Source organism: Flavobacterium sp. Leaf82 (assembly GCF_001422725.1).
GTDB lineage: Bacteria > Bacteroidota > Bacteroidia > Flavobacteriales > Flavobacteriaceae > Flavobacterium.
Genome location: NZ_LMMA01000012.1, coordinates 488,937 through 508,685, shown reverse-complemented (window position 1 = coordinate 508,685; position 19,749 = coordinate 488,937). Strand labels below are relative to the sequence as shown.

Sequence of the window (19,749 nt, the reverse complement as noted above, 5' to 3'; positions counted from 1 at the left end):
CGATTAAACAATTAACCGATTAACAGTTAAACAACTCTAATCACAAAATAATTTTTCTTTCCGCTTTGTAATAACACAAACTGATTGTTGATTAAATCATTTGATGTCAATACAAAATCTTCTTTTATTTTTTCTCTGTTTACAGAAATTGAATTTGCCGTTAATGCACGTCTTGCTTCTCCGTTTGATTTAAAGAAACCCGTTTTTTCGTTTAAAACAGTAACAATATCCAATCCGTTTTCTAAATCTGCTTTTACGATTTCAGCTTGCGGAACTCCATCAAAAACTTCCAAAAAAGTAGTTTCATCTAATTTCTTCAAATCATCTGCAGTAGAATTTCCAAATAAAATATTCGAAGCCTGAATTGCTTTCTCTAATTCTTCTTCAGAGTGAACAAAGATTGTAATTTCTTCAGCCAGTTTCTTTTGTAAAACTCTTAAATGCGGAGCTGTTTTATGCTCTTCGATTAAAGCGTCGATTGTTTCTTTATCTAAAAAAGTAAAGATTTTAATGTATTTCTCAGCGTCAACATCAGTTGAATTAACCCAAAACTGGTAAAATTTATAAACGGAAGTTTTATCAGCATCTAACCAAACGTTTCCACCTTCAGATTTTCCAAATTTAGATCCGTCAGCTTTTGTTATCAAAGGCGTTGTCAAAGCAAAAGCTTTAGCATTTTCCCCTCCCATTCTGCGCACTAATTCTGTACCTGTGGTGATATTTCCCCATTGGTCAGAACCTCCCATTTGCAGAACGCAATTGTTGTTTTTATATAAATGATAAAAATCGTAACCCTGAATTAATTGATATGTAAACTCTGTAAAAGACATTCCTTCGCCTTCTCCGGCAAATCTCTTTTTTACTGAATCCTTCGCCATCATATAATTTACCGTAATACGTTTTCCAACTTCACGGGCAAAATCAATAAACGAGAATTCTTTCATCCAGTCATAGTTATTCACCATAACCGGAGCATTTGCATCTTTTGAATTAAAGTCTAAGAAACGAGACAAAACACTTTTTATTCCCGCAACATTTTTAGCCAAAGTTTCTTCGTTCAACAAATTTCTTTCGTCAGATTTTCCAGATGGATCACCAATCATTCCGGTTGCGCCACCTACCAATGCGATAGCTTTATGCCCGGTTCTGTTTAAATGAACCAATAAAATGATCTGAACCATACTACCAATATGTAGTGAATCTGCCGTTGGATCAAAACCTATATATGCCGTAGTTACTTCTTTAAGCAATTGTTCTTCCGTTCCTGGCATGCTATCATGATATAACCCGCGCCACTTTAATTCTTCAACTAGATTCTTCATTTTTAAAATAATTTGTGCAAATATAAACAATGACAACGGCAATGTCAAAAAGCATTGACAATATCAATAACAAAAATCAAATTCAACGGCAATGGTAAAAACTTTGTCCCTTTGTTCCTTCGCTTGTTTGAAACTTTATTTTAAAAAACCTTTGCAACTTTGCCCCTTTCACACAAAAACTTATCTTTACAAAATGGTATTAGTAACTGGAGGAACAGGTTTAGTTGGCGCACATTTATTACTTCATTTAATTGAAAGTGGAGAAAATGTCCGTGCTATTTATCGAAATCTAAACAAGATTCAAAAAACAAAAGCGGTTTTTGAATTGTATAAAAAAGCAGATTTATTCGAAAAAATCAATTGGCTTGAAGCCGATATTTTAGATGTTCCTTCTTTAGAAAATGCTTTTATCGATATTGATTATGTGTATCATTGTGCAGCTTTAATATCCTTTGATCCCAAAGACGAAGAATCTCTTCGAAAAACCAATATTGAGGGAACTGCGAATATGGTCAATTTTTCTATTGCCAAAGGAATTAAGAAGTTTTGCTTTGTAAGTTCTATTGCTGCTTTAGGAGATATCGCACCACATGAAACCTATATTACCGAAGAAACAGACTGGAATCCGGAAAAACCACACAGCGATTATGCCATTTCTAAATATGGTGCTGAAATGGAAGTCTGGCGTGCGCTCCAGGAAGGTTTAGACATTATCATTATAAATCCGGGTGTGATCCTGGGACCAATTCCTAAAACAAAAAATCCTGAACAGGGAAGCAGCGAATTGTACCAAAAAGTAGCAAACGGACTTTCGTTTTATACGCTGGGAAGCACTGGTTTTATAACGATAACCGATGTTGTGAGAATTGCACGCGAATTAATGAAAAGCGATATCAAAAACGAGCGCTTTACTTTAATTGCCGAAAATATTGTTTTTCGTGATATTCTCAATACTATGGCTGATGCCTTAAAAGTAAAAAAACCAAGCATTCATGCTAGGCCGTTATTGATGAATTTTCTATGGATTGCTGATGGAATTTTTTCAACTTTATTTTTCCAGAAAAGAAGAATTACAAAAGCTACTGCAAAAGCTTCTTATTCTAAAAACCTGTACCCAAATGAAAAAATAAAAACCGCTCTGGGAACGGTTTTTTTAGATGTACATCAATACATAAAGGACGTTTCTAAGTTATAAAACTATCTCTTTTTTTTAGATTGTATTAATTGTTTTATTGAATCGATATTTACTTGTTGTTTCAAAGGTTTCTTAACAGCATCTTTAATCGAATCTTTTGGTTTGTTTTTCTTTTCTTTTGCTGCTTTTTTATCTTCAATTTTTACAATCGAGTCTGTCGCTCTTTGATTCACAGCTAATCTCTTGCTTATTTCATCAAACATTTCTTTGTAAGTTTCATAATCAGTCGCATAATACATATTGCTTTGCGCAAACTGAAGACTATCCACTTTATATTTTTTCAAAATAAACTTTGTAGGATCAGTTTCAACTGAATCTAATGATAACGGATTTTGATATTTCATCGCATCCAAAAGAGACAAATCATACATAATATCAATCATCTTTCCTTTCTCAATAAGTTTTGCAGGTTGTTTGATCACATCCTTTTTACAACTTACAGAAAGAAACAAAACCAATACTATTATTATAAAATTCTTCATTTCAGCTTTTTATCTATCAAACAATAATCTTTTTCCGTTACGAATGTCTTTTACTTTAAAATTATTATAAACCAATTCACCATTTACAAAAGTGTGAGTGATTCTTGATTTAAAAGTATAATTTTCAAAAGGGGACCATCCGCATTTTGCCAAAATATTTTCTGGTTTTACGCTCCATGGCAAGCTTGGATTTACAATTACTAAATCAGCAAAATAACCTTCTTTTATAAAACCTCTTTTTTCTATTTTGAAAATTTTAGCCGGATTGTGGCACATTTTCTCCACGATTTTTTCTACAGTAATTTTTCCCTGATGATGCGCTTCAAACATTGCTACAACGGCATGTTGAACTAATGGACCTCCAGAAGGTGCATTTAAATACGACTGCATTTTTTCTTCTTTAGTATGCGGTGCGTGATCTGTAGCAATTACATCAATTCTTCCGTCATTTAAAGCTTTCCAAAGTTCAGCTCTGTCTTCGGCAGTTTTTACAGCGGGATTCCATTTGATGAAATTTCCTTTTGTTTTATAATCTTCATCCGTAAACCAAAGATGATGCACGCAAACCTCAGCGGTAATTTTTTTATCTTCCAACGGAATTTTATTCGAAAACAATTCCATTTCTTTCGCAGTCGAAAGATGAAAAATATGCAAACGCGCCCCCGTTTTTTTTGCAAGCGCCACAGCTTTAGAAGACGAAATATAACAAGCCTCTGCACTACGGATTAAATGGTGCGCCGTTACCGGAACATCATCTCCATATTGCTCTTTAAAAGCTGCAAGATTATTTTGGATTGTAGTTTCATCCTCGCAATGAACAGCGATCAACATAGGCGTACTTGAGAATATTTTTTCTAATGTCGCCTCATTATCAACCAGCATATTTCCTGTCGAAGAACCTAAGAAAATCTTGATTCCTGCAACGTTTTTTGGATTTGTTTTTAGAACTTCTTCCAGATTATCATTGGTTGCTCCCATCATAAACGAATAATTCGCAAATGATTTTACTGCAGCAATTTGATATTTATCTTCTAATATTTCCTGAGTAACCGCATTAGGAACCGTATTTGGCTGCTCGATAAAAGAAGTAATTCCTCCTGCAACGGCAGCTCTTGATTCTGATTCGATATCACCTTTATGCGTTAATCCCGGTTCTCTAAAATGAACCTGATCATCAATTGCACCCGGAATTAAGTAACTTCCTTCGGCATCTATTACTTTGCAATCGGATGTTTTTAAGCTAATGCTATCCGCAACTTCAACAATTAAGTCGTTTTCTATCAAGACATCACCTTCAAAAATAGATCCCTCGTTTACTATTTTAGCATTCTTTATTAAAATCCTGTTCATCGTCGTGGTATTATAAGGTATTGACTAATTTTTTTAATCGAAGTGAAATTACACCAAGAATAGCTTCTTTGATAATGGCATTGCTCATTTTCGAAACGCCTTTAGTTCTGTCTGTAAAGATAATAGGAACCTCAGTAATTTCAAATTTAGCACAATAAGTTCTGTATTTCATTTCGATCTGAAAAGCGTAACCCACAAATTTAATTTTGTTAAGATTTATTTTCTCCAGAACTTCTCTTTTATAACAAACAAAACCTGCTGTAGCATCATGAATTTTCATTCCGGTAATAAACTTCACGTAAACAGATGCAAAATAAGACATTAAAACACGGCTTAACGGCCAGTTTACAACGTTTACACCCGTTACATAACGAGAACCAATAGCCAGATCTGCTCCGCCAAAATGGCAAGCATCAAATAATTTTTCAAGATCATTTGGATTGTGAGAAAAATCTGCATCCATCTCAAAAATGTAATCGTATTTGCGTTCCAAAGCCCATTTAAAACCGTGAACATAAGCGGTTCCTAAACCTGATTTTTTAGCTCTTTTTTCTAAAAACAACCTGTCCGGAAATTCTTCCTGCAATGCAATTACCTTATTTGCCGTAAAGTCAGGCGAATTATCATCTATAATTAAAAGATGAAAAGGTTTATGTTGCGAGAGTACAGCTCTAACTATACTTTCAATATTTTCGATTTCGTTGTAAGTGGGAATTATGACAATACAATCATTCATTTTTCTGCGTAAATTTCATCGCAAAAGTAAACTTTTTATAGCATTTGATTCATAATAAATATATAATAAAAGTATTGACACAAAAAATTACTAATTTTGTATCGTTATGATTGAACACCTTCATCCTCGAATTATCGAAAACAAAGACTGGGCGACACTTTTATTTGTGTTGACCTTTGCCGTTGTTGCTATGACTAAATCAGCTTATGAGACTAGATTTAGCGAATTCAGCAAGCTTATTTTTTCAGACAAATACGCAAAAATTTATCGGGACAACAACCATTTAAAAAGCAGTTTTACAGTGGGTTTGTTTTTCGTACAGGTAATTTCGTATGCATTCTTTATTCAGTTAACGATGCATATTTTTTCAGAGGATCCTAAAACGGGAACTTACAGCGTTCTAAAAACCGACTGGATCTTATTTATTCAGATTGCTACATTTTTGCTTTATTTTATTTTAGCTAAGTTTTTAATCGAGAAAATCATCGCAACTTCTTTCAACATTGATGAGTTTGCTGATCTTTTTAACTTACAAAAAGTCACTTACAGAACTTATATAGGCGTTTTGGTCCTTCCTATTAATGCTATTTTGTTTTATTATGACAATATTCCTAAAATTATACCACTGGTAATCATAGGTATTTCGCTATGTATCAGCTTATACTCATATTTTATTTCAATAAAAACGTATCAAAACGTAATAATCAGTAAGTTATTTTATTTTATTTTATATCTTTGCGCTCTTGAAATAGCCCCTTATTATTTTCTCTATTATTGGATTACAAAAGGGAGTGCTTAGAAAATGTTTATAATATGAAAGTGAAAACAATTTTGGTGTCACAGCCTGAACCTAAAGTGGAAAATTCTCCTTACTTTGAGCTCCAACAAAAACACAAAATAAAAATTGATTTCAGACCATTTATTCATGTGGAAGGGGTTAATGCAAAAGAGATTCGATTACAAAAAATCGATCTTAATCATTATACTGCAATAATTTTGACAAGCCGTAATGCGGTAGATCATTTTTTTAGAGTAGCAGATGAAATGCGTTATAAAGTTCCTGAAGGATTGAAATATTTCTGCCAATCTGAAGCTGTTGCATTTTACCTGCAAAAGTATGTTGTGTATAGAAAACGTAAGATTTACGTTGGAGCAAAAGATTTTGCGGATTTGTCACCTCTTATCAAAAAGTACAAAGACGAAAAATTCTTACTCCCAGCATCTGACCAATTAAATGCTGATGCTCCTATAACATTAAACAATCTGAAAGTAGATTGGGCACAAGCTGTTTTTTATAAAACGGTAATGAGTGACTTATCTGATCTTGCTGATGTTTATTATGATGTTTTAGCATTTTTTAGCCCAACCGGAATCAAATCATTGTTTAAAAACTTCCCTGATTTTAAACAAAACGATACCAGAATTGCTGTTTTTGGAAGCACTACTCAAAAAGAAGCTCTTGATCATGGTTTAAGAATCGATATTCTTGCTCCAACTCCTGAAACTCCTTCTATGACAATGGCTTTAGAAAAATATATCGCAGAAGCTAACAAAGGAAAATAATTCCTTTTATAAAATACTACCGAATTTCGGGATAAGAGATTCCAAATTTCAACTTTACACGTTGAGATTTGGAATTTTTCTTTTTAAATCCTTTTGAGTACATTTGATTTCTAACTAAAACCAAATAACTAAAATTAGTTTCAAATTATAACTGTTATGAAAATCAACTCTCTTTTAATTGAAATTGACGGCATCGACAAAGAAATCCTTCGTTACTTGATGGATGATGCCCGAAAACCTATTTTGCAAATTGCCAATAAAATAGGCATTTCAGGAGCGGCGATTCACCAACGTTTAAAAAAACTGGAACAATCCGGCGTTATTTCAGGTTCTAAATTTACCGTAAACCCAAAAGTCCTTGGCTATAATACAATGGCTTTTATTGGCGTATATCTGGATAAAGCTTCCAGAAACTCTGAAGCCGTAAAAGATTTAAAAAAGATTCCAGAGGTTCTGGAATGTCACTACACAACAGGAAACTGGTCTGTTTTGATAAAAATCATTTGCCGTGACAACGAACACCTTATGCAGCTTTTAAATACAAAAATACAAGCCATAGAAGGAGTTTCAAGAACAGAAACGTTCATTTCATTAGATCAGCAAATTGACAGGCAAATACAATTGTAATTAGATAATGTGTCAATTAGATAATTAGATAATTTTGAAAATCTATAAAATAAAAGCCGGTAAGTTTTAAAAAACTTACCGGCTTTACAAATTGTCTAATTGACTAATTATCTAATTATCTAATTGTCTAATTGTCTAATTGGCACATTACCACATTATCTAATTAGTTCCTTCTGCTTCCGGAATAAATCGAGATATAGTACAGCAATGTGGCGATAGAGCCTATAGCCGCTACAACATAAGTTCTTGCGGCCCATTTTAAAGCATCTTTTGCTCCGGCTTGTTCTTCCATTGTTAACATGTGTTTGTTCTCTAACCACGCAAGCGCTCTGTTACTCGCATCATATTCTACAGGTAAAGTTATGATGGTAAATAATGTTGTGGCGGCAAAAATCACAATCCCAATTAACAATAATTGCGGAAAAGTTCGAATCATTAAAATTCCAGCCAGTAAAATCCATTGTACATAATTTGATGCGATACTTACAACCGGCACCAACTTAGAACGCAAAGTAAGCCATTCGTATCCTATAGAATGCTGAACCGCGTGACCACATTCGTGCGCAGCAACGGCAGCCGCAGCCGCATTGCGATGATTGTAAACTGCTTCACTTAAATTCACTGTTTTATCTGCAGGATTATAATGATCTGTTAATCGACCCGGAGTCGAAATAACACGAACATCAGTAATTCCGTTATCGGCTAACATTTTCTCTGCAATTTCAGCCCCGCTCATGCCGTTTCTTAATTGCAATTTAGAGTATAATTCGAATTTGCTTTTTAGTTTTGAACTTACAATCCAGCTGAATAACATAATTGCTCCAGCGAGTATTAAATATCCACTTCCCATATTTTTATTTTTTTTGATTGATTATTAAAGTTACAAAACAAACTGCAATTTCTGAACCAATTTCAAAAAATGTCATTTTGGCATTTCGAAATCCATTAATTCAACAAATTGTTTTTCAATAAAAAAGCAATCAATTCGGCTACATTTTTAGTTTTATATTTTTGCAGAATATTACGTCTGTGAGTTTGTACGGTTAGAAAACTCAAAAACAATTCATCAGCAATTTCCTGAGTCGATTTGCCTTTTGACAGCAATAAAGTAATATCTTTTTCTCTCCTGCTCAAACTTGGAATATGCTCCAGATCATCTGACAAGGGCTGACTAATAATGGTTTTAACCTCATCGCTAAATACAATTTCTCCTTCGATAGCTTTATTGATACAGTTCTTAAACTCTTCAAACGAAGCGCTTTTAAGAACATAACCATTACCGCCATTTTGAATAAACTGCATCACCAAACTTCTTTCAGACTGACTGCTCATACCAATAATAATGATTTGAGGATATTTTTGCTTTATGGTTTTACAAAGATCAACCCCATTAATTACCGGCAAAAAAATATCCATTAAAATTAAATCGACCTGATTTTCTTCGATATAATCTACGAGCAACACTCCGGATTGCAATTTACCAACAATTTCTACCGTTTCTAAATCTGCTAAAAGACCAGAAATTCCCGAAATCACAATTGGATGATCGTCTACAATTACCGTTTTATACACTTTATCCATTTAATTCATTTTTTATCTTTAATTCTATATAAGTAGAAGTTCCTTTATTTAATTCGCTTTCAATTTCTAACTTGCCTTTCAAAATCTCAAGTCGGTTTTTAATATTTCGCAATCCCATTCCGGCACTTTTTAAAGACACATCAAAACCAACTCCGTTATCTTCGACGGTAATAAAAAAGGTATCTTTATTCTGGGAACAGGAAACCAATATTTCTGATGCTTCGGCATATTTTAAAGCGTTATTCAATAATTCCTGAATAATCCTGTAAATCACAATTTCATAATTCTTAGGCAAATTTGGTTTTTGTATCAAATACTGAAATTCAATTTTACTCTTAGTATTAGAATTTGCAATACACAAATCCCGCAATGCGTGTTCTAAACTTAATTTCAGCAAACTTTCCGGCATCAGGTTCTGAGAAATATTTCGCAATTCTTTGATCGAATAATCTAACAATGTCGATACCTCGGTTGCACTAACGGCATTATCTCTTTCTGCGAGTTTAAGATGAATTTTTAATCCGGAAAGCATACTGCCCAAACCATCGTGTAAATCTCTCGCGATACGTTTTCTCTCTATTTCTTCCCCTTCGATTAAGGCATTTGAAACCGATAATTTTTGCTGGTTTTCAAGCGCATTCAGTTCTTGCTCGTGATTGATTTCTTTTTGAACACTTAACTTTTTTTGATTTTTGTTCAATATCCACAAGAACAAAACTATAAGGAACAATAATACTGATAATACCGCGAAAAGAATTGAATTTAACCGATTGTTATTTACCAATAATGCTGCTTTTTCATTTTGCGACTGCAGCAATGTGATCTTTTTTTCACTTTCGGCTTTTTTATATTTTGCTTCGAGTTCTATAATTTCAGTCTGGAATTTAGTATGATTTAAACTATCATTAATTAGATTAGATTTATTAGCATAGAAATACGCCTTATCATAATCCTTAGTTGCATTATACACTTTAGACAACTCATTATAATAATTTTTCTTATCTACTATAAAAGGTGTTTTTTCAAGGAGATATTCCAGATTATTTTTGGCAGCAGCATAATTTTTTAATTTAAAAAGCATTTCATATTCAGCAAATTTCAATCTGTTTACTGCAATTTGATTGTTATGTTTTTCTGCCGATTGTATTCCTTTTCTATAACTTTCTAAAGCATTAGAATATTTATTTTGCTTGGCATAATAAATCCCTTCTGAATAAAAATAGGAATCGTTTAAGTTCGATTCCGGAAAATCTTTTAAAGTAGAAAACGCTTTATCCAGCACTTTTTTGGCGTCATAAAAATGCTTTAACTCTACTAGATTTTCAGCATTAATAATGTACGTTTCCATTTTTGACTCCGCAATAGTTGGCGACTTTTTAATGGCTCTTTCTACATAATTTTGGGCTTCATTAAGATATTCACTCGCTTTTTCACGTTCGTTGTTATTCATAAAAATAATAGCAACAGCTTTATACAAACCACTTATGAGTTCATAATCGCGGCTTCTTTTGGCAAGAGGAATAGCTTCATTGACCAATATTTGCATATATTCTTTTTCATTATTTTTTCGCTGCTGCATGATTCCATAGTTCTGCAGGATAACAGCACGAAGTCGAAAAGCCTCGATATTATGGTATTTTTTAAGTTTGTTATTCCCCTCCATTAATGCCTTTTCGAAACCGTCTGCGTCTCCTTTTTCTAAAAAACTATTAGAATTATAGAAAATCGATGCGTCGTTTAAGAAAGGAAATTTAGCTTTGAGTTTATTGGCCTGCGCCAGATATTCTTTCGACTTTCGAACATCCTGAGCCATCAAATATAATTTTGATAATCTAAAACTATAAAAACATTTTAAACTGTCTGATGGTGTATTTTTTACAACTTTGGCAATACTGTCAATATAAACCGAATCATCGTCCAGAGAAAGAATAACCTGTGAATGTGTAATGGCGGATAAGAATAAAAATAGTACCAAAAAGTAGAATTTCTTCATAGAGTATGATTTGTTCAAATTTATTAAAATTATAAATCTTTCAGAAAAAAATTAAACTTTTTACCTGATATCAGGTAATAGAAATTACATTTTATCAGGTATTGACCCTTCTTTAATAAGGACTTAGTTTTGCGGTAAAGAATATTAATTATTAAAGAATTTATTATGAAATCAATTTTGAAAACTTTAGCGATTGTATTAACTCTAACTTTTACAGCAGGATCTTGCAGCAGTGACAATGACAGTGATCCAGTATCAGGAGGTTCAAGAGATGTTAAATATGAAGTAACCGGAAATTATACAGGAAAACTTAGCGTAACTTATATTGAAGAAGGTGGAGCTGCTCTTATCGAAGATATTACAGCATTACCATGGAAAAAAGAATTCACTGCTAAAACAGATAGTAGAGCAGCATCAATAAGCACAAGCGGTTACGGTGGTCTTAAAGGACAAACGTTGACTGGTAAAATTTATGTTGGAGGAAAAGTAGTTAAAGAATTAACTGCAACTGCAACTGAAGACGGAATTATTGTACTAGTGCCAGGTACATATGTATTCCCGCTTTAAATAATAGTTTTAGAATTTAATATTTTGTTTTTGGATAAAAGAAAGCTTCGTAATTATTGCGAAGCTTCTTTTTTTTATAGGCCAATTGACTTTATATTTTTCAAACTTATCAATAAGGTTATTAATTTTAATTCGCATGCAATTCGTGGCAAAAAAAATCTAGATACTTTCATTTAGACAAAGTAGAAATCACACAAGAAATTCCGAAAAGAAAAATGACAATCTTTATTGAATTACAGGTGTGATTTCTCGTGCTTCGAAATAAAAAACAGGCACAAAAAAAATTCCAAACCTCAACAAAAGTTGAAATTTGGAATTTATAATTTAATTTTAATTATTATCCCACAAGGTTAATGATCTTGCCCGGAACGATAATCACTTTATTTGGCGTTCTGCCATCTAATTGTTTTTGCGTTCTTTCGTCTTTCATGATGATTTCCTCGATTTGTGCCGCTGTTAAATCCAAAGGCAATTCGATTGTGAAACGCATTTTTCCGTTAAAAGAAACCGGATATTCTTTATTAGTTTCTACTAAATGTTTCGCTTCAAAAACCGGGAAAGCAACATCAGAAATTGAAGTTGAATGTCCTAATTGTGCCCATAATTCTTCAGCAATATGCGGTGCATAAGGCGAAACCAAAATTGCTAATGGCTCTAAAATCGCTCTTGAATGACAATTTTGAGTCGACAATTCGTTTACACAAATCATAAACTGAGAAACCGAAGTATTAAAAGAGAAACTCTCAATATCTTCTGCTACTTTTTTAATCGTTTTATGCAATGATTTTAAGTTGTCTTTTGTTGGTTGGTCGTTGTTTACGATTAAACCATTATTTTCATCAAAATACAATCTCCATAATTTTTTCAGGAATCCAAAAACTCCCGAGATTCCAGCCGTATTCCAAGGTTTTGCCTGCTCTAACGGACCTAAAAACATTTCGTACAAACGTAATGTATCCGCTCCATATTCATTGCAAATATCATCCGGAGTAACTACATTATAATATGATTTTGACATTTTTTCGACTTCGCGGCCTACAATGTATTTTCCGTTTTCATCAAAAATAAATTCAGCCGTATTAAAATCTTCTCTCCACTTTTTGAATTTTTCAATATTCAATTCATCAGAAGAATTTACAAAATGAACATCAACACGAATTGGCTGTACATTTTGACCTTCAATTTTATTTTTAGATACAAAAGTATTTGTTCCTTCTAATCTGTAAACATAAGCCGTTGTTCCCAAAATCATTCCCTGATTGATCAGTTTTTTGAATGGTTCTTCGGTTGGAGCAAAACCTTTGTCTTTTAAGAATTTGTTCCAGAAACGAGAATACAATAAATGTCCGGTTGCGTGTTCGCTTCCTCCAATATATAAATCTACACTTTCCCAATATGCTAAAGCTTCTTTGCTTGCAAATTTGTCTTCATTGTGTGCATCCATATAACGCATCCAATACCATGAACTTCCTGCCCAACCTGGCATTGTATTTAACTCAAGAGGGAAAATTTCGAAATTGTCAACCAAATCAGTATTTACAACTTCATTGTTTTTTGTGTCCCAAGCCCAGATTGTTGCGTTTCCTAACGGTGGCAAACCATCTTCGGTTGGTAAATATTTTTCTACTTCTGGCAAAATAATTGGCAAATGTTCAGCACTAATCATCTTTGGTAAACCATTTACATAATAAACCGGGAAAGGTTCTCCCCAATAACGCTGACGAGAGAAAACAGCATCACGCAAACGGTAATTAGTTTTTCCGGTTCCTTGCCCTATTTCTTCTAATTTAGCAATCGCTTTTTGAGTTGCCTCTTTATAATTTAATCCGTTTAAGAAATCAGAATTTGCAATTTCGACATTATCTTTTGATCCGTAAGCTGCTTCAGAAATATCAACATTGGCGAAGATATTCTTGATTTCCTGCATTCCGTTTTGACCTTTAAAGAAGTTTGCAAAAGCATAATCTCTTTCGTCTCCACAAGGAACCGCCATTACAGCACCAGTTCCGTAACCTGCCAAAACATAATCTCCTATCCAAACCGGAATTGCTTCTTTCGTAAAAGGATGTTCTGCATAAGCTCCTGTAAATACACCGGAAATGGTTTTTACATCAGCCATACGCTCACGTTCAGAACGTTTTGCAGTTTTTTCGATATACCCTTCAACTGCTGCTTTTTGTTCCGGAGTTGTAATTTCAGCCACTAAAGGATGTTCTGGCGCTAAAGTCATAAAAGTAACTCCAAAAATAGTATCAGGTCTTGTAGTAAATACCTCGATAAAATTTGTTTCAGGTTTCACGTTTAAAGTTTCATCACTTTGCGCATCAACCTGAGACTTGAAACTTGAAACTTGAAACTTAACTAAAGCTCCAACCGATTTTCCGATCCAGTTTCTTTGAGATTCTTTGATAGATTCGCTCCAGTCGATATCATTTAAACCTTGCAACAAACGTTCTGCATAAGCAGAAATACGCATGCTCCATTGTGTCATTTTTTTACGAATAACAGGAAATCCTCCACGTTCAGAAACTCCGTTTACGATTTCGTCATTTGCCAAAACAGTTCCTAAACCAGGACACCAGTTTACTTCGGTTTCTGCCAAATATGTCATTCTGTATTGCAAAAGGATTTTTTCTTTCTGATCATCAGAATACGAATTCCATTCTGCAGCTGTAAAAATCGCAACGTTATCATCGCAAACCGCTTCTACCAAAACATTTCCTTCTTCACCAAAAACTTTTACAAGTTCAGTAATATCAAAGGCTTTTCCTTGTTTCTTGCAATACCACGAATTAAATAATTGGATAAAAATCCATTGTGTATGTTTGTAATAATCCGGATTTGAGGTACGTACTTCACGACTCCAGTCAAATGAAAACCCAATTTTATCTAATTGTTTTCTATATCCGGCAATTTGTTTTCCTTCTTTATCTACTCCGCCATCGATATTTACGCGTGTTGTATCTTCCGGACGCTGTCCTGTCTGGATCGCATATTGTTCTGCCGGTAATCCAAAACTATCATATCCCATTGGATGCAAAACATTGAATCCCTGATGTCTTTTGAAACGAGAATAAACATCTGAAGCAATATAACCCAGTGGATGCCCAACGTGTAATCCTGCTCCTGACGGATAAGGAAACATGTCCAGAACATAATGCTTTGGTTTTTCAGAATTGTTTTGTGCAGCAAAAGTTTGGTTCTCAGCCCAATATTTCTGCCATTTTTCTTCGATTTCGTTTGGATTGTATTTCATTTTTTTTTTGAGTTGCTAAGCTACTGAGTAACTAAGGTTCTAAGTTTTAAGTTCGCAAATTTACATTTATTACAGATTGTACCAAAGCTATTTCGCTGACAAACAAATAAAATAACAAAACACTTATTTAAACATACGTAAATATACTTATATTTACACCGAAATACTTAGAGTGAATAAAGTTCCGGAGGAACGAATTATATTGTAAAGCTGGATTTCAATCCAGCACAATTAAAGAATAATATTACAACATAATACCTATTTTTGTAAGATCATTAAAAGATGCAAATGAATAATAGCAAAAAGTATTCTATAGAAGTCAGACTCTGGATTGAAGAAGCTGAAGGTCCATTTTTAGGAATTGGGAAAATTTGGTTGTTGGAGAATATCAAAAAAACCGGATCTATTACTAATGCAGCAAAAGAAATGAAAATGGCATATCGTCAAGCCTGGCAATTGGTGGAAGAAATGAATCAGCGTGCTGAAAATCCTTTGGTAGAAAAACTTCTTGGAGGAAAAGGCGGCGGCGGTGCAAAACTTACCGAAGCTGGAGAAAAAGCCATTACTGTTTTTTATGAAATCGAAAAACGAATTAAAGATTTCGCCCTAAAAGAAACTCAGAATTTAAAATTTTAAAAAAATCCCAAATTTATCTTTTATTAAAATAACCTAAACCAAATTTCACAACTATCAGTATTCATTTTAAAACATACTGAAAATAGTACTTCAATTATGAGAATAAACCTTTATATCCTATTCCTTTTTATAAGCTTTAAAAGCTTTTCACAAATAGAAAGTTCGAAAAAAAATCAGGACAGTATCAAAAAAGAAGAATTAAATGAGATAGTAATTACAGCTTCGCGACGTTCCGAAAAAATAATGCGTTCTCCTATAAGCATCGAGCAATTAAAAGCAGCAGAAGCAAAAGTAATGGGATCGCCCACTATTTATGAAGCGCTAGAAAATGTAAAAGGTGTTCAAATTATAACACCAAGTTTAGGTTTCAAAGTTATAAATACCAGAGGTTTTGCCAACTCGACAAACGTTCGTTTTGCACAATTGGTAGACGGAATCGATAATCAGGCACCACATTTGGGCGCTCCAATTGCCAATGCACTGGGCGCGAATGATCTTGATATTGATAAAATAGAAATAATTCCGGGAACTGCCGCTGCTTTATACGGAATGAACGCTATAAATGGTCTGGCAAACATCCAGACAAAAAATCCTTTTGAGCATCAAGGCATCAGCATTCAGCAATTAACCGGAGTAAATCATGTTGGCAATATAGATCGTTTTTCGCCCAGAATATATTCGCAATTTAACTTGCGTGTGGCAAAAGCATTCAATGAAAAATTTGCTTTTAAATTAAATGCCTCCGCAACGGGAGGAACAGATTGGGTTGCAGACGACAGAACAGATTTGGCTCCAAACGCAAATGCATCAACCAATTTATATGGCGCAGATAATCCCGCTTATGATGAAGTGAATGGCTACGGAAACGAATCAGCCAATAGAAAAACACTAAACTTAAATGGTAAAAATTATGTCGTTGCCAGAACGGGATATCGCGAAACGGATATTTCTGATTATGACATTAAAAACTACAAAGCCGATATTGGTTTTTATTTCCGTCCGAAAAAAGGAAATGAATTAGCCGTAACCTACAAAACAGCACTTATTAATACTGTTTACCAACGTTCGAACCGTTTTAGATTAGACAATTATACTTTGAACCAAATTGCAGTAGATTATCACACGTCTATTTTTGAGGTAAAGGCATATGCTACGGGCGAAAATACCGGAAACTCCTATAACATGCGTTCGCTGGCAGAAAACATGGATCGCGCTTATAAATCAGATGATAAATGGTTTGCAGATTATTCGACTGCTTATAAAAATGCTGTAACAAACGGAGCAACTGTTGCAGATGCACATAAAATAGCCAGAACATCATCTGATCTTGGACGTTTTGAACCCGGAACAGAAGCGTATAAAGAAAAGGAAAACGAATTAATCAATATTAACAATTGGGATATTGGTGCAGCTTTACGCGTAAAATCGACTTTGGTTCATGCCGAAGGTTTGCTAAATTGGGACAAAGCTTTTCCGTCTTTCTTCGAAAAAATAGAAGCTAAATTATTAAGCGGTTTCGATTACAGAACTTATATTATTGTGCCTGACGGAAATTATTTTATTAATCCGGTCAATGCCACTGAAAATTTAACGTATCAAAAAACAGGTGCTTTTACACAATTAAACAAAGATTTTCTTGATCGAAAAATAAGTTTGGGCGCCACGATTAGAATGGATAAAGCAAATTATTTCAATACCAAATTTACCCCGCAATTTACTGCGGTTTACACTCCAAAAGAAGCGATTAGTTTCAGGGCATCTTATCAAAACGGATATCGCTTTCCGAGTATTTTCGAAGGTTTCTCGAATGTAAATAGCGGCGGCGTAAAACGCGTTGGCGGATTACGCATTATGTCTGACGGTATTTTTGAGAATTCATACACAAAAGCTTCCATTGATAAATTTCAGTCGCAGGTAAATAATGATGTCAACACGCTTGGAATCACTCAGGCACAAGCCATTGAAAAGAATAAAAACACGATTCAAAAGAATCCTTACACATATTTACAGCCTGAATTTGTTAATTCTTTCGAATTTGGTTTTAGAGGAATCGCCTTGAAGCAAAATCTTTTTATAGATGCCGATTTCTATTACAACTCTTATAAAAATTTCATTGCACAAGTAGAAGCCAGTATTCCTATTACAACAGATCAAAATCAAATCCCGACTGCATTATACGCAAAGAACACTCAAAACAGATATCGTTTATGGACCAATTCTAAAAGTAAAATCTACAATTACGGAGGAAGTTTAGGCTTAAAATATCGAATTGATGAAACTTTTACAGCTTTAACCAATTTTACTTATACCAAACTCGATCGTACAGATGATAAAGATGGACTGGAAGACGGATTTAACACTCCGGAATTCAATATCAACGGAACATTAATCGCGCAAAATATCTGGCAAAATTTAGGCGCAAGTGTAACAGCCCGTTATCAAAACAATTTTGACTATGTTTCGTTTTTAGTAAGCGGAAATGTTCCTGCTTATTGGTCTATGGATGCTCAGGTGAATTATAATTTCAAAAAATCAGGCATTACCACAAAACTAGGAGGAACTAATATTCTAAACAAACCTTATAATTCTATTCTGGGCGGTCCGTCAATTGGCGGATTATATTATCTCTCACTGGTTTGGGAAACCAACAAATTCTAAAACACAAATAACCTTAATATGAAAACACCACTTTACATTCTCGTTCTTTTTATTGCATTAACATGCAGCATGTGTAACACTTCTAAAAAAGAAGAAGTTGTTGTTACTGAAAAAACTACTGAATCTCAAAAAGAAGATCATCACGTTTCAATGTCTGCTGCTGATAGTTTAAAATTGGTAAACCATCAAATTGAAATAAAGGGCGAAGTCGAATTTCCGATACAATTGAGTGTAGATTCTTTACAAAAAATGAAAGTTGCGACAATTTCAAATCTTAAAATAACGGGGCAAAATGGCGATGTCAAAAAAAATGATAAAACCAGTAGAGGTGTCTTATTGAAAGACATTTTAGAAAAAGTAAAAATCAAACAAAACGGACATAAAGACCGCAATTTTTATATCGTTGCCAGAGCTTCGGACGGTTATAAAGCTACTTTTTCCTGGGCTGAAATTTTTAATAATCCAACAGGAGAAAACACTTATGTTCTTTTTGAAGAAAACGGAAAACCGGTTAAAAACGGCGAAATGATTTTGATTTGCAAAAACGACATTAAAACAGGTCCAAGACATGTATATTGGTTAAAAAGTATTGAAGTTTATAAAGTAAAATAAGGTTCGGAGATACTAAGCTGCTAAGATTCATTTTTATTATGCATAGAAAACACGCATTAAATAAAATTTAAGACTGAAAAGTTTCAGAGCTTCAGCGCTGCAAAGGTTTTTTAATGTTGACTCTTTTGATCTTTAATTGTACATTTATAGTATAAAAGTTCGTTATTAACTTCAAATAAAGAAATTCTTTATTATTTTTACCACATAATTTAAGCAAACTATGAGTTCTAACTTTGATAAATTTCAAAAGCGCAGGTTAATTTCCTCTTATTTTTCGGTTGTACTAAGTGTATTTCTGGTTTTATTCCTTTTAGGAGTACTGGGATTATTCATTATCAATTCTAAAAAACTGGCTAATGATTTTAAAGAAAAAATCGCGATGACGGTTTTCTTTAAAAATGAAGCTAATGATAGTGTAATAAAAGCATTTGACACGCAATTAAAAAAGGCTCCTTTCGCGAGATCTTATGTGTATGTTACCAAAGAAAAAGCAGCAAAAGAACATACTGATATTATTGGAGAAGATTTCTTAACCTTTTTGGGAGAAAATCCTTTATTGAATTCATACGACATTCACTTAAAAGCTGATTATGTTGAAAGAGACAGCATTTCGAAAATCGAAAGTACGCTGAGACAAAATACTATGATTGAAGACATTGTTTACGACAAACAATTGGTAAATCTGGTAAACGACAACATCAAAAAAGTAAGTATGTGGATCTTGATTATTAGCGGATTCCTTGCCGTAATCGCCGTTTTGTTAATCAATAGTTCATTGCGTTTATCGATACATTCAAATCGTTTTATCATTAAAACCATGCAAATGGTTGGTGCAACAAAATCATTTATCCGTAAACCATTTGTAATGCGAAGTGTAAAATTAGGAATGTTAGGCGCAGGATTAGCAATTATTGCATTGATCGCACTTTTACTTTATGTAGAAAACAATTTCCCGGGATTAGGCATTATGGAAGATCAGGTTTTAATAGGCTTGGTATTATTAGCTGTTTTTGGATTAGGAGTTCTGATTACGTGGGTAAGTACGCATTTTGCAACACAGCGTTTCCTGAATTTAAGAACTGACGACCTTTACTAATTTTAGATAGAAACGTAAATAATAAAAACCTGTCCTTCCCGAAGCTTCGGAATTGTTTCTGGTTACAAAATAAAA

Annotated in this window: 17 protein-coding genes; 9 read left to right on the top strand and 8 right to left on the bottom strand. The window is 33.6% G+C overall.

Features of this window, described 5'->3' with window-relative positions; all coding sequences use genetic code 11:
• Nucleotides 1-26 precede the first annotated feature (26 nt).
• On the bottom strand, nt 27-1,322 hold the full coding sequence (gene tyrS, locus ASF10_RS10795) for a tyrosine--tRNA ligase (RefSeq protein WP_056248772.1): 1,296 nt from the start codon (nt 1,320-1,322) through the stop codon (nt 27-29).
• A gap of 193 nt (nt 1,323-1,515) precedes the next feature.
• Between tyrS and ASF10_RS10790 the strand changes: the two genes are divergently transcribed.
• Nucleotides 1,516-2,517, top strand: coding sequence for an NAD-dependent epimerase/dehydratase family protein (locus ASF10_RS10790; protein WP_056248771.1), 1,002 nt, complete (start codon nt 1,516-1,518; stop codon nt 2,515-2,517).
• Nucleotides 2,518-2,519: 2 nt separating this feature from the next.
• Here ASF10_RS10790 and ASF10_RS10785 read toward each other — a convergent pair whose 3' ends face one another.
• Genes ASF10_RS10785 through ASF10_RS10775 form a run of 3 tightly spaced genes read right to left on the bottom strand, consistent with a single transcriptional unit; the run spans nt 2,520 to nt 5,085 of the window.
• Complete coding sequence (locus ASF10_RS10785) at nt 2,520-2,999, bottom strand: DUF4296 domain-containing protein (RefSeq protein WP_056248768.1); 480 nt, start codon at nt 2,997-2,999, stop codon at nt 2,520-2,522.
• 9 nt (nt 3,000-3,008) lie between these two features.
• Nucleotides 3,009-4,349, bottom strand: coding sequence for a dihydroorotase (locus ASF10_RS10780; RefSeq protein WP_056248766.1), 1,341 nt, complete (start codon nt 4,347-4,349; stop codon nt 3,009-3,011).
• A gap of 10 nt (nt 4,350-4,359) precedes the next feature.
• A complete protein-coding gene (locus tag ASF10_RS10775) occupies nt 4,360-5,085 on the bottom strand; it encodes a polyprenol monophosphomannose synthase (protein ID WP_056248764.1) in 726 nt (241 codons plus the stop codon).
• Nucleotides 5,086-5,191: 106 nt separating this feature from the next.
• Here ASF10_RS10775 and ASF10_RS10770 point away from each other — a divergent pair, with 106 nt between their 5' ends.
• The 3 genes from ASF10_RS10770 (at nt 5,192) to ASF10_RS10760 (ending at nt 7,275) form a co-directional block, all read left to right on the top strand.
• A complete protein-coding gene (locus ASF10_RS10770; protein WP_056248761.1) occupies nt 5,192-5,884 on the top strand; it encodes a DUF4271 domain-containing protein in 693 nt (230 codons plus the stop codon).
• A gap of 14 nt (nt 5,885-5,898) precedes the next feature.
• Nucleotides 5,899-6,648 carry a uroporphyrinogen-III synthase gene (locus ASF10_RS10765; protein ID WP_041518659.1) on the top strand — a complete coding sequence of 250 codons (750 nt, stop codon included), beginning with the start codon at nt 5,899-5,901 and terminating at the stop codon, nt 6,646-6,648.
• Nucleotides 6,649-6,804: 156 nt separating this feature from the next.
• Nucleotides 6,805-7,275, top strand: coding sequence for an Lrp/AsnC family transcriptional regulator (locus ASF10_RS10760; protein WP_007811264.1), 471 nt, complete (start codon nt 6,805-6,807; stop codon nt 7,273-7,275).
• A gap of 163 nt (nt 7,276-7,438) precedes the next feature.
• Here ASF10_RS10760 and ASF10_RS10755 read toward each other — a convergent pair whose 3' ends face one another.
• The 3 genes from ASF10_RS10755 to ASF10_RS10745 form a co-directional block, all read right to left on the bottom strand.
• Nucleotides 7,439-8,125, bottom strand: a complete 687-nt coding sequence (locus tag ASF10_RS10755) for a zinc metallopeptidase (RefSeq protein ID WP_056248758.1) — start codon at nt 8,123-8,125, stop codon at nt 7,439-7,441.
• Nucleotides 8,126-8,220: 95 nt separating this feature from the next.
• On the bottom strand, nt 8,221-8,856 hold the full coding sequence (locus ASF10_RS10750) for a response regulator (RefSeq protein ID WP_056248756.1): 636 nt from the start codon (nt 8,854-8,856) through the stop codon (nt 8,221-8,223).
• On the bottom strand, nt 8,849-10,849 hold the full coding sequence (locus ASF10_RS10745; protein WP_056248753.1) for a sensor histidine kinase: 2,001 nt from the start codon (nt 10,847-10,849) through the stop codon (nt 8,849-8,851). The genes ASF10_RS10750 and ASF10_RS10745 overlap by 8 nt, the downstream gene beginning before the upstream one ends.
• Before the next feature lie 165 nt (nt 10,850-11,014).
• On the opposite strand from ASF10_RS10745, the gene ASF10_RS10740 reads away from it, so the two are divergent.
• Complete coding sequence (locus tag ASF10_RS10740; protein WP_056248750.1) at nt 11,015-11,416, top strand: hypothetical protein; 402 nt, start codon at nt 11,015-11,017, stop codon at nt 11,414-11,416.
• 337 nt (nt 11,417-11,753) lie between these two features.
• Here ASF10_RS10740 and leuS read toward each other — a convergent pair whose 3' ends face one another.
• The gene (gene leuS, locus ASF10_RS10735) at nt 11,754-14,672 is read right to left on the bottom strand and encodes a leucine--tRNA ligase (protein ID WP_056248747.1); all 2,919 of its coding nucleotides are present in this window, start codon (nt 14,670-14,672) and stop codon (nt 11,754-11,756) included.
• Between the two features lie 288 nt (nt 14,673-14,960).
• On the opposite strand from leuS, the gene ASF10_RS10730 reads away from it, so the two are divergent.
• From ASF10_RS10730 to ASF10_RS10715, 4 genes are all read left to right on the top strand, one after another.
• Entirely contained in the window at nt 14,961-15,308 is a 348-nt protein-coding gene (locus ASF10_RS10730; RefSeq protein WP_241774940.1) for a winged helix-turn-helix domain-containing protein, read from the top strand.
• Between the two features lie 96 nt (nt 15,309-15,404).
• A complete protein-coding gene (locus ASF10_RS10725) occupies nt 15,405-17,966 on the top strand; it encodes a TonB-dependent receptor plug domain-containing protein (RefSeq protein WP_056248743.1) in 2,562 nt (853 codons plus the stop codon).
• Nucleotides 17,967-17,984: 18 nt separating this feature from the next.
• A complete protein-coding gene (locus ASF10_RS10720) occupies nt 17,985-18,578 on the top strand; it encodes a molybdopterin-dependent oxidoreductase (protein ID WP_056248739.1) in 594 nt (197 codons plus the stop codon).
• A 220-nt stretch (nt 18,579-18,798) separates the two neighbouring features.
• A complete protein-coding gene (locus ASF10_RS10715) occupies nt 18,799-19,674 on the top strand; it encodes a cell division protein FtsX (RefSeq protein ID WP_056248736.1) in 876 nt (291 codons plus the stop codon).
• Nucleotides 19,675-19,749 lie beyond the last annotated feature (75 nt).